This is a genomic window from Variovorax sp. R-27 (genome assembly GCF_049913215.1).
Classification (GTDB): Bacteria; Pseudomonadota; Gammaproteobacteria; order Burkholderiales; family Burkholderiaceae_C; genus Variovorax.
In genome coordinates this window covers 1746398-1761939 of record NZ_CP183984.1, presented here as the reverse complement: position 1 = coordinate 1761939, position 15542 = coordinate 1746398, and the positions used below count along the sequence as shown (strand labels likewise).

Here is a 15542-nt window from a genome sequence, read left to right as displayed (position 1 = left end):
CCTGCCCGCCTCTGCCCATCTGCTCGCATCCGGGCATTTCTTTTTCTGCATTCCATGAACACAAGTGATTTGATCGTCGTCGGCGGCGGCCTGGTCGGCACCGCGCTGGCCTACGGCGCGGCGCGCAACGGCACTCGCGTGACCGTCCTCGACGAGGGCGACGATGCCTTTCGTGCGTCGCGCGGCAACTTCGGACTCGTATGGGTCCAGGGCAAGGGCTTCGGCATGACGCCGTATGCGCGCTGGACGATGAGGTCGGCCGCGCAATGGCCGCAGCTCGCCGAGGCACTGAATACCGACACCGGCATCGACGTGCAGCTGCGCCAGCCCGGCGGCTTTCATTTCTGCTTTTCCGACGAGGAGATGCAGGCACGCGAAGCGCGCATGCGCAGCATCAGCGACGCGCTCGACGGCAACTACTCCTTCGAAATGCTGGACCACGCATCGCTCAAGGCACGGCTGCCCGGCATCGGGCCCGCGGTCGCCGGCGCGAGCTATACGCGGATGGATGGCCACGCCAATCCGCTGAAGCTGCTGCGGGCGCTGCACGCGGCCTGCCGCCATCACGGCGTGCGCTTCGCGCAGGGCAGCCGGGCGACGCGGATCACGCCGCAGGCCGGCGGCTTCGAGATCGAGGCCGGCACGGCCACATGGCACGCGCCGCGCGTGGTGCTCGCGGCCGGCCTCGGCAACCGCGAGCTGGCGCCGCAGGTCGGCCTCTTTGCGCCAGTGCAACCCAACCGGGGCCAGGTGCTGGTCGGCGAACGCGTCGCCCGCTTTCTCGACCATCCGACCACCTACGTGCGCCAGACGGACGAAGGCACGATCCAGCTCGGCGATTCGCTCGAGGACGTCGGCCTCGACGACGGCACGACCGCCGACGTACTGAGCACCATCGCGCGTCGCGGCGTGCGCAGCTTTCCGGTGCTGGAGAGCCTGCGGCTGGTGCGCGCATGGGGCGCGCTGCGGGTGATGACGCCCGACGGCTTTCCGATCTACCAAGCATCGACGCAGTGCCCTGGCGCATTCGTCGTGACCTGTCACAGCGGCGTGACGCTGGCCGCCAACCATGCGTTCTCCATCGCGCCGTGGATCGCCGGCAGTGCCGGGGGCGGCGCACCGGCCGGCATCGAATCTTTCAGCGGTGACCGCTTCCTCAACGGCAACGAGACCTTCCAACATGCCCACTAACGTCCGCTTTCGCTCCCTGGTTCCGGCCGATGCTTCGCCGCGCGGCGAGCCGATGGTCAACCTGTTTTTCGATGGCCGTGGCCTGCAGGCTCCGGCCGGTTGCAGCGTGGCCGCGGCCCTGCTCGCCAACGGTGTCTCTACCTTCCGCACCACGCCCGTGAGCGGGGCACCGCGCGCGCCCTACTGCATGATGGGCGCGTGCTTCGATTGCCTGGTCGATATCGACGGCCAGCCCAACCGGCAGAGCTGCCTCGTCGCGGTGGCCGAAGGCATGCAGGTAAAGACGCAGGCCGGCCTGCGTTCCTTCGATGGCGGTGATGCCGTGATAGCCGAAGAGGCCGCGCATGTCGAATGAACGTTGCGACATCGCCATCGTTGGCGCCGGACCGGCCGGCATGTCGGCCGCCATCGTTGCCGCGCGGCTCGGCGCCAGCGTCGTCGTGCTCGACGAGCAACGCGGTGCGGGCGGGCAGATCTATCGCGCCATCACCGACGCGCCGGCGCGCCGGGTCGACCTGCTCGGGCCGGACTACGCCGCCGGCCGCTCGCTCGCCGATGCCTTCGCTGCAAGCGGCGCCCGGCACCTGACCAACGCCGCCGTCTGGCAGGTGACGCCCGAAGGCGCTGTGCATTACCTGCGCGACGGCGCGACCTCAACGCTGCAGGCCGGACGCGTCGTGCTCTGCTCGGGCGCCATGGAGCGTCCGTTCCCGATCCCGGGCTGGACGCTGCCGGGCGTGCTCACCGCTGGCGCTGCGCAAATCCTGCTGAAGAGCGCCGACGTGGTGCCGGCCGAGCCCGTCGTGCTCGCGGGCTGCGGACCGCTGCTCTACCTGCTCGGCTGGCAGTACGTGCGCGCGGGCGTGCCAATTCGCGCGCTGGTCGACACGACGTCGATGGAAGACTACCGCCGCGCGCTCTCGCACCTCGGCGGCGCACTGGCCGGCTGGCGCTACCTGAAGAAAGGGCTGTCGCTCATGCGTGTGCTGAAGCGCGCCGGTGTGCCCTTCCACACCGGTGCCGAGAACCTCGCAGCGGAAGGCGATGACGGCGTGGAGGCGCTGCGCTTCACGGCCGGCGGCAAGGCGCATCGCATCGAGACTTCGACCCTTCTGCTGCACCACGGCGTGGTGCCGAACACGCAATTCACCTGGTCGCTGCGGGCCAGACACACGTGGGACGACGCGCAACTGTGCTGGCGGCCCGAGGCGAATGCCTGGGGTGCGCTCGACGTGCCCGGCATCCACGTCGCCGGCGATGGCCTCGGCATCGGTGGTGCGCTGGCGGCGGCGCAGCAGGGCGAGCTTGCGGCGCTCGGCGCGATGCACGGGCTCGGCCGGATCACCACCGCGGAGCGCGACAAGCTTGCCGAGCCGCTTCGCGCGGCGCTGCGCGAGCACCTGCGCATCCGCCCCTTCCTCGATGCGCTGTACCGGCCCAAGAAGGCCAACCGCATTCCGGCAGACGACGTGATCGTGTGCCGCTGCGAGGAAGTCGCTGCCGGCGCCATCCGGCATTTCGTGGCGCTCGGCTGCGACGGACCGAACCAGGCGAAGGCCTTCGGGCGTTGCGGCATGGGCCCGTGCCAGGGGCGCCAGTGCGGCCTGACCGTGACTGAGCTGATCGCGGACGCGCGCGGCGTGACGCCGGCCGAAGTGGGCTACTACCGCATCCGGCCGCCGATCAAGCCGATCTCGCTGGGCGAGCTCGCGGGCGCGGAATGAAGCGATCGGCGGATGTGATCGTCGTTGGCGGCGGCCTGCACGGCCTGTCGAGCGCGCTGCATCTTGCGCAGCGCGGGCTGGCGGTCATCGTGCTCGAGGCCGAGTTCTGTGGCCGCCATGCTTCCGGCGTGAACGCGGGCGGCGTGCGAACCCTCGGGCGCCACGTCGCCGAGATTCCGCTCGCGCTGGCGTCGCGAACAATGTGGCACCGGCTGGCCGAACTCGTCGGCGATGACGCGGGTTTTGCGCCCAGCGGCCAATTGAAGGTTGCCGAGACCGATGAGGAACTGCAGACGCTGCGCGACACCGTTGCGCGTCTGCATTCGCTTGGCTTCGGCCATGAAGAACTCGTCGACGCCAAACAGGTGCGCGAACTCGTGCCCGCCATTGCGCCGCACGTCGTCGGCGGCATCTGGGTGCGCGATGACGGCCATGCCTTGCCGTACCGCGCCGTCACCGCATTCCGGCTGGCATCCCAGCGCGCCGGCGCAGAAGTGCACGAGGAGACGCGCGTCGAACGCATCGACCATCGCGCCGGCCGCTGGCACGTGGCAACCACGCGTGGCAGCTTCGATGCTACCCATCTGGTCAACGCCGCCGGTGCCTGGGCCGGCACGCTGGCCGCGCAGGCCGGTGACCCGGTGCCGGTCGAAGGGGGCGGGCTTATGCTCATGATCACGCACCGTGCACCGCCCTTCGTCACGCCGGTGCTCGGCGCGACCGGCCGGCCGCTGTCCTTCAAGCAGTTCGCGAACGGCACGGTGCTGATCGGCGGTGGGCTGCGCTGCACCGCGGACCTCGACGCGCGGCATGGCATCGTCGACATGCCGAAGCTCGCCCGCAGCGCGCGCACGGTGACCGACTTGTTCCCGCACCTGAAGCCGCTGGGCGTCAACCGCGCCTGGGCCGGCGTCGAGGCCTTCATGCCCGACGGTATTCCCGTGATCGGCCCGAGCCGCGCGGCGCCGAACCTCGTGCATGCCTTCGGCTTTTCTGCGCACGGCTTCGAGCTCGGGCCGATCGGCGGGCAGATCGTTGCCGAGCTCGTGACCGAAGGCCGCAGCACGCTGCCCATCGAAGCCTTTGCCGTCGACCGCTTCGCGCGTCGAGCGGCCGCAACTTTTCAACCACTCCAGCAAGGACAACCATCATGAGCGACATCCAGCGCTACGACTCCAACGCACGCCTTTCCCGCATCGTCGTGCACAACTCGGTGGTCTACGTCGCAGGCGTCACCGCGAACGACCGCAGCGGCGACGCCCAGGCGCAGGCCGCGGACATCCTCGCCAAGATCGACGGCTACCTTGCGAGCGTTGGCACGAACAAGTCGCGCCTGTTGTCGGTGCAGATCTGGCTGCAGGACATCGATCGAGATTTCGCCGGCCTGAACGCCGCCTGGGCAGAGTGGATTCCCGCCGATGCCATGCCCACACGGGCCACCTGCGAGGCCAGGCTGGCAGCGCCCGACCTGCGCGTCGAGATCATCGTGACGGCGGCGCTGTAGGGCGTCGCGTCAGGGCGCTTCGCACTCGTCGATGAAGTTCTCGAGCAGCTTCTTGAGCTGGCTGGTCTTGCGCGGCCCCAGCGCTTCTTCGATGACATCGTGGTGCGCGTCCACGCTTTTCTTCAGGCGCGAGACCGTTTCCAGGCCCAGGTCGCTGATGTAGACCAGCACCCTGCGGCTGTCGGTGGCGTCGGCTGCGCGCTGCACCAACCCGCGGCTCACCAGCTTGTCGATGTTCTTGGTCAGCGCCGGGTGGTTCAGCAGCACGGTTTCCGCCAGGTCGCCCATGGAACGCCCCTGCTCGTCGGCCAGCACCTGCAGGATGCGCCAGTGCTCTTCCGTCACCTCTTCCGCGGCGATGGATTGGGCCAGGCCGATGCGCATGCGCCGGTTGGCTGAGGCCAGCAGGTAGGCCAGGTACTGGGAAATGTCTTGCTCGGGCATGGGCGGCGGGGCGGTCTGCGTCGGAATCGGATGCGGGTGAGTCTACGCAGAATCGTTTGCCTTGGAAAGTATTGGCGCGATTTTTGCAGCATGCTCAGCCCCAGTCGCCGTCCTTCCATCCTCCGCACCGGTCATTCGCCCCATGCTCGCCCTCTCATCGAACAGGATTGCGGCCCGCGCGCAACGGCCGCGGCCCCTGCTTGCGCGCCAGGAACTCAACATCGCGCTGTGCGTGCCGCTGGGCGGCACGGCCGGCATATGGGCTCCCTCTTCCCTCGCCTGCGCCAAGCTGGCGCAGGCCGAGCTCAACCGCGACGCGGGCATCGGGGGCCGCTCATGCCGGCTGCTGACCGTCAATGCCGCGGGCGATTCGGCCGACATCGAAGCCACGCTGACCGAACTGGTGCAGGCCGGCGACATCGACGCCATCATCGGCATGCACACCAGCGCCGTGCGCCATCGCATCCTGCGCGCCGTGGGGGGACAGATCCCGATCGTCTATACGCCGCTGTACGAAGGCGGGGAATCCACGCCAGGCGTCTTCGCGATCGGCGAGACCGCCGCACGCCAGCTGCAGCCGGCGATCGGCTGGCTGGGCCGCCACAAGCACCCGCGGCGCTGGTTCGCGGTCGGCAACGACTACATCTGGCCGCACATCTCGCACCGGATGGCGCGCGGCTACATCGCGCAAGCCGGCGGCGAGCTGGTCGGAGAGACGTACGTTCCCTTCGGAACCACGGATTTCTCGCAGGTGCTCGACGCGCTACACAAGGGCAGCGTCGACGCCGTCCTGCTCTCGCTCATCGGACAGGATGCCATCGAGTTCAACCGGGCCTTCGGCCGCACGAGCCTGTCGCGCGCCATGCTGCGGCTGTCCTGCGCCATCGGGGAGAACGAACTCCTGGGCATCGGCGCCGACAACGCGGAAGACCTCTACATGGCCTGCGGCTACTTCGCCACGCTCGACACGGAGGCCAACCTGGCCTTCAAGGAGCGCTACCACGCGCATTTCGGCGAGCGCGCGCCGACTCTCAACACCTTCGGCCAGTCGACCTACGAGGGCATGCATTTCCTGGGCGCGCTGTTCGCCGGGAGCAGGCAGCCCATGGCCTGCCTGGAACACCTGGGCGGCACGCCGATCCACTACCGCAGCGCGCGGGAAGCCGACTACCAGGGCGGTGGAGTGAACCGCACGCCGATCTATCTGGCCCGGGCCGAAGGCAATGCGTTTCGCGTCATCACGCGACTTTGAGTGAGCTGAGAACGGTTGTGTTTTATTTTCCAAAGAAAATAAAATCCTTGACTTGGAAAATATCGGCACACAGAATAAAGCCGTGACGAGCCTGTAGGCGCCCGCTGCTTCGCACGGTGCGGCAAGGCCGACGCAACGCCGATCCGGCCGCCTCTTCGGGGCTGCCGGCGCCCACTCAACGAAGAACGCGGAGTCCGCTCATGGCCATCAAGCGCCCCACCCTCGACCAGCTGCAGGACGTTGCCCTGGGCCTGGGCATCCATCTGTCCGAAGCGCAGGCCAGCAGCTACAACGCGCTGCTGCAGGCCAACTTCGACGCCTACGACGCAGTCGACGCGATGCCCGACTACCTGCCTGTCGTGAGCTATGCGCGCACGCCCGGCTACCGTCCCCTGGGCGAAGAAAACAAGTACGGCGCCTGGTACGTCAAGACCACGATCAAGGGCAAGGCCGAGGGCAAGCTCGCCGGCAAGACCGTGGTGCTCAAGGACAACGTCTGCCTCGCCGGCGTGCCGATGATGAACGGCGCCTCCACGCTCGAAGGCTATGTGCCGAACGTCGACGCCACCGTCGTCACCCGGCTGCTCGATGCCGGCGCCACGGTGGTGGGCAAGTCGGTCTGCGAATACTTCTGCTTCTCGGGCGGCTCGCACACCAGTGCCTCCGGGCCGGTCCACAACCCGCACCGCATGGGCTACTCGGCCGGAGGCTCCTCGTCGGGCAGCGCAGCGCTGGTGGCCGCGGGCGAGGTCGACCTCGCGATCGGCGGCGACCAGGGTGGCTCCATCCGCATGCCGGCGTCCTATTGCGGCATCTACGGCATGAAGGCCACCCACGGCCTGGTGCCCTACACCGGCGTGATGCCGATCGAACTCACCATCGACCACACCGGCCCGATGACGGCCAACGTGACCGACAACGCGCTGATGCTCGAGGTGCTGGCCGGCCCCGACGGACTCGACCCCCGCCAGCATGCGGGCCAGGCCGCCAAGCCCTACAGCGAGCTCATGAAGGACGGCGTGCGCGGCCTGCGCATCGGCATCGTCAAGGAAGGCTTCGGCTGGCCCCAGTCGGACCCCGCCGTCGGTGCCAAGGTGCGCAAGGCGGCCGAGGTGTTCACCCGGCTGGGCGCGATCGTCAGCGAGGTGTCGGTCCCCATGCACTCGGTCGGCCCGGCGATCTGGCTGCCGATTGCCGCCGAGGGCGCCACCCAGCAGATGATGAAAGACAACGGCCACGGCTTCAACTGGAAGGGGCTCTACGTCACCAGCATGGTCGACTTCCACGCCGGCTGGAAGCACCGCGCCGACGAGCTCTCCGAAACGCTCAAGCTCACCATGGTGCTGGGCGAGTATTTCATCAAGCACTACCGCGGCCACTACTACGCCAAGGCGCAGAACCTGGCCCGCCAGCTGACCGCGGCCTACGACAGCGCCCTGTCCGATGTCGATCTGCTGCTGATGCCCACGCTGCCGATCACGGCCACGCCGCTGCCGGCGCCCGGCGCCAGCATCGAGGAGGTGGTCACGCGCGCATTCGAAGTGCTGCCCAACACCTGCCCCTTCGACGTCACCGGCCATCCCTCGATGAGCGTGCCCTGCGGGCTGATCGACGGCCTGCCGGTCGGGATGATGCTCACCGGCCGCTGCTACGACGAGGCCACCATCTACCGCGCCGCCTATGCCTTCGAGCAGGCCGGCGACTGGAAAGCGATCTGACGCTTTCGCCCGCTTTCTTCTGTTCCCACCCTTCCCGACAACACAGTGGCGGCTGCGCCCGCCGAGCAACGAGGAGTTAGTTCCATGGATCGTCGTTCCTTCATCCAGTCTTCGGCCGCTGCCCTGGCAGGCACTGCAGTGCCGCTGTTTCCGATGGCAGCCATGGCTGCCGACGAGATCGTCGTCGGCAGCATCGTCGACATGTCGGGCGGGCTGGACATCTACGGCAAGCCGATGGCCGACTGCATGACGCTCGCGGTCGAGGAGCAGAACGCCGCCGGCGGCCTGCTGGGCAAGAAGATCAGGCTGGCCACCTACGACCCGCAGTCGAACATGCAGCTCTATGCGCAGTTCGCGCAGCAATCGGCGCTGAAGGACAAGTCGACGGTCGTGATGGGCGGCATCACCTCGGCCTCGCGCGAGGTGATCCGGCCGGTGCTCACGCGCAACAAGACGCTGTACTTCTACAACACGCAGTACGAAGGAGGCGTGTGTGACCGCAACACCTTCTGCACCGGCGTCACGCCCGGCCAGACCGTCGCCAAGCTCATTCCCTACGCGATGAAGAAGTGGGGCAAGAAGGTCTACGTGGTGGCGGCCGACTACAACTACGGCCAGATCACCTCGCAATGGGTCAAGAAGTTCGTGCAGGAGAACGGCGGCTCGGTCGCCTCCATCGACTTCTTCCCGCTCGATGTGACCAACTTCGGCCCGACCATCTCGAAGATCGAGGCGGCCAAGCCCGACATGATCGTCTCGGCGCTGGTCGGCGGCGCGCACATCTCCTTCTACCGCCAGTGGGCCGCCGCGGGCCTGACGAAGAAGATCCCGCTCGCGTCCACGACGTTTGCGGGCGGCAATGAGCACATCGTGCTGTCGCAGGCCGAGGCCGACGGCTTTCTCATCTCCTACAACTACTTCCAGAACCTCGACACGCCGCAGAACAAGGCCTTCAAGGAGCGCTTCTACAAGCGCTTCGGCGCCGACTATCCCAACATCACCGAACTCGCGATGGGTACCTACCAGGGCTTCAAGCTCTGGGCCGAGGGCGTGAAGAAGGCCGGTTCGCTGGACCGCGAGAAGATGATCGCCGCCCTGGAGACCGGCATCAGCATCGACGGCCCGAGCGGCAAGGTCTCGCTCGACCCGGCAACCCACCACTGCGTGCTGAACGTAAGCATCGCGGAGGTGCGCAACAAGCAGCTCAACATCGTCGAGACCTTCCAGCAGCAGCCCCCGGTGGACACCAGCGCGGTCTGCAACCTCGTGAAGAACCCGAAGGACAACCAGCAGTACGTGATCAAGGTCTGAAGGCAAGGCACCGGCATGGATCTCGCACTCGTCGTTCTCATCCAGGTGCTCTACGCGGTGGCGAGCCTGGTCATCGTCTCGGCCGGGCTGGCCGTCATCTTCGGGATGATGAAGGTCATCAACCTCGCGCACGGCGAGTTCATGATGCTCGGTGCCTATGCCGTCATCGCGGCGCTCAAGATCGGCGTCAACCTGTGGATCGCGATGTTCATCGTCGCGCCGATCGCGGTGGGCCTGGTCGGCGTGGTGCTGGAGCGGCTGGTCATCCGCCGCCTCTACGGCCGCATGGTCGACACCATGCTGGCCACCTGGGGACTGTCGCTGCTGCTGGTGGGCATCGTCACCTCGGTGGCTGGCAACACCACGGCCGGCGTCTCGGCGCCGCTGGGCAGTTTCTCCGTCGGCGCCTATTCGGTCAGCGGATACACGCTGGTGATCATCGCGGTTGCCGTGGCGCTGTCGCTCGCGATCCGCTTCGTGCTCACGCGCACGCAGCTGGGCCTGATCGCACGCGGCACCATGCAGAAGCCCGACATGGCGAACGCGCTCGGCATCAGCCCGAGCCGCGTGTACTCGGTCACCTTCGCGGTGGGCGCCGCGCTCTCCGGCCTGGCCGGCGGGCTGCTCGCGCCGCTGACCGGCGTGGTGCCGACCATGGGCGCCGCCTTCGTGGCCAAGGCCTTCATCACCGTGATCGGCGGCGGGCCGGCCATCCTGGCAGGCCTGATCGGCGCATCGGCGCTGTTCGGCGCCATCAACCAGCTCGCGACCTTCGTGACCACGCCGGTGCTGGGCGAGGTGGCGCTGCTCGTGGCCGCGATCGTGATGCTGCGGCTGCTGCCGCAAGGCATCACCGGGCGTTTCTTCAAGGGGTCCCTGTGAATCGTTTTGCCAAGTCCTGGGCCAGCGCGGCGATCAGCCTGGCCGTTGGCGTCGCGCTGCTCTTCGGCCTGCCCGGCGTGATGGACGACTACACGCTGATCGAAGTCACGATCTACGCCGTCATGTCGATCCTCGGCGTGAGCCTGGCCTTCATCTGGGGCTTCGGCGGCATCCTGTGCTTCGGGCAGGCAGCCTTCTTCGGGCTCGGCTCGTACACCTACGCGATCGCGATGATGAACATGGGCGACAGCACCGTGCCCTTCCTGCTCGCGATCGTGGTCCCCGCGCTGTTCGCCGCGCTGCTGGGCTACGTGATCTTCTACGGCCGGCTGTCGGACGTGTACATGGGCGTCATCACCCTCACCGTCACGCTGATCCTGTTCAACCTGATCAACTCGACCGCCGGGCCGGAGTGGCGCATCGGCAGCGCGCCGCTGGGCGGCTTCAACGGCATCCCGGCGATACCGACGCTCAACTGGCCCGGGCAGCAGGACGAGGTGCTCACGCCGAAGGACCTGTTCTACGTCACCTTCAGCTGCCTGCTGCTGGTCTATCTGGGGCTGCGCGTGCTGATCAGCTCGAAGATCGGCCGCGTGATCGTCGCGGCCAAGGAGAACGAGCAGCGCGTGCTGCTGCTGGGCTACGACGCGCGCGCCTACAAGCTCTTCAGCTTCACGCTGGGCGGCGCCATCGCGGGCCTGGCGGGCTGCCTGTTCGCGAACTGGGGCGCGTTCACGAGCCCCACCATCTTCGGCCTCGGGCAGTCGGCGCAGATCATCATCTGGGTCATCGTCGGCGGCCTGGGCACGCTGGTCGGGCCGATCGTCGGCTGCATCGCGATCCAGTGGCTCACCTCGCAGATCGGTACGCAGCAGACCTTCAATTCCAACCTGGTGCTCGGCGGCATCCTGGTGGTCTTCGTGCTGCTGGTGCCGCGCGGCATCGTGCCGACCCTCGGCGACCTGATCGACATGGCCTGGCGGCGCATGCGCAAGACGCCGGCCCATGCCCCGAAGGCGGCCTCGCCCGCGGCAGCCCCCAAGGCCCCGGTCGAAGCGCCGCCGCACGCGCTGGCCGCAACGGAGACGGCCCCATGACGACGCCCCTGATCGAGACCCGCAACCTCAACGTGCGCTTCGGCGGCGTGCACGCCACGCGCGACGTGAACTTCACGCTGGCCGAGGCCGAGCTGCGCTGCGTGATCGGCCCGAACGGCGCCGGCAAGAGCACCTTCTTCAAGCTGCTGACCGGCCAGGTCAAGCCGACCTCGGGCCAGATCCTGTTCCGCGGCCAGGACATCTCGAAGATGCAGCCGCACGACCCGGGCCGCCTGGGCATCGGCATCAAGACCCAGGTGCCCAGCCTGTTCAACGGGCTGAGCGTGTGGGAGAACGTGTGGCTCTCGGCGCGGCGCCTGAACAGCACCGCGCAGGCCGACCGCATCACGCGCGAGACGCTCGAACGCGTGGGCATGCATGCCTACCGCGACGTCACGGCTGGACTTCTGGCGCACGGCATGCGGCAGTGGGTCGAGATCGGCGTGGTGATCGCGGCCGATCCGCCGCTGATCCTGCTCGACGAACCGGCCGCCGGCATGAGCGACGCCGAAGTGGCGCGCACGGCCGAACTCATCCTGGAAATCAACCGCCAGCATGCGCTGGTGGTGGTGGAACACGACATGAACTTCATCCGCATGATCGCCAGGAAGGTCACCGTGCTGCACCAGGGCGCCGTGATCAAGGAGGACACGCCGGACCGCATCATGAGCGACCCGCTGATCCAGCAGATCTACCTCGGCAAGAAGCCGCACTGAACCCGAAGGCGCACCACAACATGCTGGACGTATCGGGTCTTCACGCAGGCTACGGGGCCATCCCCGTGCTGCACGACATCTCGCTGAAGATCGCACAAGGCGAATCGGTCGGCATCCTCGGCCACAACGGCATGGGCAAGACCACCATGCTGCGCACGCTGATCGGCGCGCTGCGTGCCACATCGGGCACCGTGCGCTTCGGCGATGCCGACGTCACGCGCCTTGCGCCACATGCGCGAGCCCGCCTGGGCATGGCCTACGTGCCGCAGGGGCGCGAGATCTTTCCGACGCTGAGCGCGATGGACAACCTGCGCATGGGCCTGGTGAAGACCGGCGAGCGCACGCTGCACACCATCGAGGCGCTGCTGGAGGACTTTCCGCGCCTCAAGCCGCTGCTCGAACGGCCCGGCGGTTCGCTCTCGGGCGGCGAGCAGCAGTTGCTGGCGCTGGCCCGCGCACTGGCCGGAAAGCCCACGCTGCTGCTGCTCGACGAGCCCACCGAAGGCATCCAGCCTTCGATCATCGAGGAGATCGCCGAAACGCTGGCGGCACTGCGCGACCGCATGAAGCTCACGATCGTGCTGGTGGAGCAGAACCTCGAGTTCATCGCCGCCGTGTCGCAGCGAGTGCTCGTCATCAAGCGCGGCCAGATCGGCGGGGAGATCCCGCGCGAGCACCTCGGCGATTTCGAAATCATGAGTCAATACACAGGAGTCCATGGATGAGCAACGAACTGCATTACCTCGAGCTGGTGGACATCGGCCAGCGCATCCAGCGCAAGGAGCTCTCGCCGGTCGAGGTCACGCAAGCGCAGCTCGACCGCATCGGCAAGGTCGACGGCGCGCTGAAAAGCTATGCGATGGTGACGGCCGATCAGGCGCTGGCCGAAGCGCGCCGCGCCGAGGCCGAGATCGCAAAGGGCCAGGTCCGCGGGCCGCTGCACGGTGTGCCGGTCGCGGTAAAGGATCTGTGCTGGACCGAGGGCGTGGCCACCGCCGCCGGCATGACGCTCTACCGGGACTTCGTGCCCACCGAGGACGGCACGGCCGTGCGCAAGCTGCGCGAGGCCGGCGCCGTGATCCTCGGCAAGCTGCAGCTCACCGAGAGCGCGTATGCCGACCACCACCCCACAGTCACTCCGCCGGTCAATCCGTGGAATGCGGCGCACTGGTCGGGCGCGTCGTCGAGCGGCTCGGGCGTCGCGACCGCGGCGGGGCTTTGCTATGGCTCGCTGGGCACCGACACGGGAGGCTCGATCCGCTTTCCCAGCGCCGCCAACGGGCTCACCGGCCTCAAGCCGACCTGGGGCCGCGTGAGCCGCTACGGCGCCTTCGAGCTGGCCGCGACACTCGACCACATCGGCCCGATGACGCGTAGCGCCGCCGATGCGGGCGCGATGCTCGGCGCCATCGCCGGCGCCGACCCCAAGGACCCGACCGCGAGCCTGGCGGCCGTGCCCAACTACCTGGCGGGCATGCAGCGAGGCCTGCGCGGCTTGCGCGTGGGCATCGACGCACGCTGGAATGGCGAGGGCGTCGATGCGCAGACCTTGAAGGTGATGGAAGGCGCGCTCGCGGCTGTGCGCGAGCTGGGCGCCGAGGTGCGCGAAGTTGCCTTCCCCGACCCGGCGCAGGTCATCGCCGACTGGTTTCCGCTCTGCGGCATCGAGGCGGCCGTGGTGCACGAGTCGACCTACCCCGCACGCAAGGATATGTACGGCCCGGCCCTGTCCGGCCTGCTCGACCTCGGCCGCGCACAGAGCGGCATGGACTACCAGAAGATCGTGTTGAACCGCCATGCCTTCAGCGGCCGGGTGCGGGCGATGTTCGAGGGCATCGACCTGCTGCTGGTGCCGGCCCACGGCGTGGCGTCACCCACGCTCGCGCGCATGGCCACCTTCGGCGAGGACGCCGGGCTGATGTCCGCCATGCTGCGCTACACCTGCCCCTTCGACATGAGCGGCAGCCCCACGATCACGCTGCCGGGCGGCTTCACCGAGGCCGGCACGCCGGTTGCCTTCCAGTTCGTCGCCCGCCATTTCGAGGAAGAACTGCTTGTGCGCGCGGGCTGGGCCTTTCAGCAGGCGACCGACTGGCACCAGCGGCATCCGGCGCTTTGAAGGCGTACGACACGATCATCGTGGGCGCCGGCACCGCAGGCTGCGTGCTGGCGAACCGGCTGTCGGCCGATCCGGCCCGCAAGGTGCTGCTGCTCGAGGCGGGCAGGGCCCCGCCCCGCGCCTCCAGCATTCCGGCGCTGTGGTCGTCGATGCTGAACACCGAGGTGGACTGGAGCTTTCATACCGAGCCGCAGCCAGGTTGCAAGGGAAGGCGCCTGTACTGGCCCAGAGGCAGGATGGTCGGCGGATCGGGCGCCCTGAACGCGATGATCTACATGCGCGGCGTGCCCTCCGACTACGACCGCTGGGCAGCGGCCGGATGCGCCGGATGGAGCTGGAAAGAGGTACTGCCGTTCTTCAAGCGGTCCGAGCAGAACCTTCGGCTTGGCGCTTCGCCCCTGCACGGCGGCGAAGGGGAGCTGGTCGTCTCCGACATCGCGCACGTCGACGCGGTGGAGCGCCTCTGGCTGCAGGCCGCGCAGGCAGCCGGCTTGCCGGCGAACGAAGATTTCAATGGCCCGCGCCAGGAAGGCGTCGGGCTGTTCCAGGCCATGGTGAAGGACGGCGCGCGCTTCGGCACCGGCAGTGCGTTCCTGGCGCCCGCGCTGGCGCGTCCCAACCTGTCCCTGCACACCGGCGTGACGCTCCTGCGCCTGATCTTCGAAGGTACGCGGGCGACCGGCGTGGAGTTTCTTCACAACGGGATTCCCGGACGCGTCACCGCCTCTTCCGAGGTGGTGCTCTGTGCAGGCGCCGTGGGCTCGCCTCACCTGCTACTGAACTCGGGCATCGGCGCGGCCGACGAGCTTTCCCGCGTCGGCATACGCCCGTTGATCGACCTGCCCGGCGTCGGCAAGAACCTGCAGGACCACGTCAACGCTTCCATCACCTGTGCCACGCACGAGCGGTTCGGCATTGCACAGGCTGCGGACGAGGAAGCGGCGCTCCACATGAAGCTGTGGGAGCAAGACCGCAGCGGACCGCTCGCCTCGAACTGGTCTTCATGCGGGGGCTTCGCGCGCGTCGAACCCGGCACCGGCGACCCCGACCTGCAGCTCTATTGCATCCCCAGCGCCAACCGCGACCACAACCGCCATCTCTCGGCAGGCCCGGGCATCACGCTTTTCTCGGTCCTGCAGCGACCGCAGAGCCATGGCGAGCTGCGCCTGCGTTCCGCCGATCCGCTCGAGGCGCCGGCCATCGACCCTCGGTACTTCAGCGACGCGCAGGGCAGCGACCTGCAGCTTCTGGTGGAAGGCATCCGCCTGAACCGGGAGATCTTGCGCCAGGCGCCCATCGCCGAACACCTCGGCGATGAGATTTCAGCCAGTGCGGGCGCAGTCACCGATGCGCAGCTGCGCGATTTCGTTCGCGGCCACGCATCCACCCTGTATCACCCGACCAGCACCTGCAAGATGGGCATCGACGACCTGGCAGTCGTGGACCCGACGTTGAAGGTTCATGGCATCGAAGGCCTCTATGTGGCCGATGCCTCGGTGTTCCCTTGCATGGTTTCGGGCAACACGAATGCACCGACGGTGATGGTGGCGGAGCGTGCGGCGCACTTCATCGCCCCCTAAGCCG

Annotated in this window: 15 protein-coding genes; 14 read left to right on the top strand and 1 reads right to left on the bottom strand. The window is 68.0% G+C overall.

Annotation, left to right across the window (positions count from 1 at the left end):
• Window positions 1–54: 54 nt before the first annotated feature.
• From ACN9MV_RS07950 to ACN9MV_RS07930, 5 genes are read left to right on the top strand one after another with little or no spacing between them, the layout of a single operon-like run.
• Window positions 55–1191, top strand: coding sequence for an NAD(P)/FAD-dependent oxidoreductase (locus ACN9MV_RS07950; RefSeq protein ID WP_426391776.1), 1137 nt, complete (start codon window positions 55–57; stop codon window positions 1189–1191).
• A complete protein-coding gene (locus ACN9MV_RS07945; protein ID WP_426391775.1) occupies window positions 1181–1546 on the top strand; it encodes a (2Fe-2S)-binding protein in 366 nt (121 codons plus the stop codon). Before ACN9MV_RS07950 ends, ACN9MV_RS07945 begins: the two co-directional genes overlap by 11 nt.
• Window positions 1536–2915 (top strand): FAD-dependent oxidoreductase, encoded by a 1380-nt coding sequence (locus tag ACN9MV_RS07940; protein WP_426391774.1) that lies wholly within the window; start codon window positions 1536–1538, stop codon window positions 2913–2915. The genes ACN9MV_RS07945 and ACN9MV_RS07940 overlap by 11 nt, the downstream gene beginning before the upstream one ends.
• A complete protein-coding gene (locus ACN9MV_RS07935) occupies window positions 2912–4069 on the top strand; it encodes an NAD(P)/FAD-dependent oxidoreductase (RefSeq protein ID WP_093049242.1) in 1158 nt (385 codons plus the stop codon). Before ACN9MV_RS07940 ends, ACN9MV_RS07935 begins: the two co-directional genes overlap by 4 nt.
• Complete coding sequence (locus ACN9MV_RS07930; protein ID WP_093049240.1) at window positions 4066–4419, top strand: RidA family protein; 354 nt, start codon at window positions 4066–4068, stop codon at window positions 4417–4419. The genes ACN9MV_RS07935 and ACN9MV_RS07930 overlap by 4 nt, the downstream gene beginning before the upstream one ends.
• A gap of 9 nt (window positions 4420–4428) precedes the next feature.
• On the opposite strand, the gene ACN9MV_RS07925 is transcribed toward ACN9MV_RS07930, so the two are convergent.
• On the bottom strand, window positions 4429–4863 hold the full coding sequence (locus ACN9MV_RS07925; protein ID WP_093049237.1) for a MarR family winged helix-turn-helix transcriptional regulator: 435 nt from the start codon (window positions 4861–4863) through the stop codon (window positions 4429–4431).
• A 142-nt stretch (window positions 4864–5005) separates the two neighbouring features.
• On the opposite strand from ACN9MV_RS07925, the gene ACN9MV_RS07920 reads away from it, so the two are divergent.
• From ACN9MV_RS07920 to ACN9MV_RS07880, 9 genes are all read left to right on the top strand, one after another.
• The gene (locus tag ACN9MV_RS07920) at window positions 5006–6115 is read left to right on the top strand and encodes a substrate-binding domain-containing protein (RefSeq protein WP_093172231.1); all 1110 of its coding nucleotides are present in this window, start codon (window positions 5006–5008) and stop codon (window positions 6113–6115) included.
• 200 nt (window positions 6116–6315) lie between these two features.
• Window positions 6316–7833, top strand: a complete 1518-nt coding sequence (locus ACN9MV_RS07915; RefSeq protein ID WP_093075653.1) for an amidase — start codon at window positions 6316–6318, stop codon at window positions 7831–7833.
• Window positions 7834–7917: 84 nt separating this feature from the next.
• Window positions 7918–9144: an urea ABC transporter substrate-binding protein gene (locus ACN9MV_RS07910; protein WP_093049228.1), complete on the top strand. Its 1227-nt coding sequence runs from the start codon at window positions 7918–7920 to the stop codon at window positions 9142–9144.
• Between the two features lie 15 nt (window positions 9145–9159).
• Window positions 9160–10026, top strand: a complete 867-nt coding sequence (locus tag ACN9MV_RS07905) for an ABC transporter permease subunit (RefSeq protein ID WP_426391773.1) — start codon at window positions 9160–9162, stop codon at window positions 10024–10026.
• Window positions 10023–11123, top strand: a complete 1101-nt coding sequence (locus ACN9MV_RS07900) for a branched-chain amino acid ABC transporter permease (protein WP_426391772.1) — start codon at window positions 10023–10025, stop codon at window positions 11121–11123. Before ACN9MV_RS07905 ends, ACN9MV_RS07900 begins: the two co-directional genes overlap by 4 nt.
• Window positions 11120–11839 carry an ATP-binding cassette domain-containing protein gene (locus ACN9MV_RS07895; protein WP_093049222.1) on the top strand — a complete coding sequence of 240 codons (720 nt, stop codon included), beginning with the start codon at window positions 11120–11122 and terminating at the stop codon, window positions 11837–11839. The genes ACN9MV_RS07900 and ACN9MV_RS07895 overlap by 4 nt, the downstream gene beginning before the upstream one ends.
• Window positions 11840–11859: 20 nt before the next feature.
• Window positions 11860–12564, top strand: coding sequence for an ABC transporter ATP-binding protein (locus tag ACN9MV_RS07890; RefSeq protein ID WP_093049219.1), 705 nt, complete (start codon window positions 11860–11862; stop codon window positions 12562–12564).
• Window positions 12561–13958, top strand: coding sequence for an amidase (locus ACN9MV_RS07885; protein WP_426391771.1), 1398 nt, complete (start codon window positions 12561–12563; stop codon window positions 13956–13958). The genes ACN9MV_RS07890 and ACN9MV_RS07885 overlap by 4 nt, the downstream gene beginning before the upstream one ends.
• Window positions 13955–15538, top strand: coding sequence for a GMC family oxidoreductase (locus tag ACN9MV_RS07880; protein WP_426391770.1), 1584 nt, complete (start codon window positions 13955–13957; stop codon window positions 15536–15538). Before ACN9MV_RS07885 ends, ACN9MV_RS07880 begins: the two co-directional genes overlap by 4 nt.
• The last annotated feature ends 4 nt before the right edge of the window (window positions 15539–15542 follow it).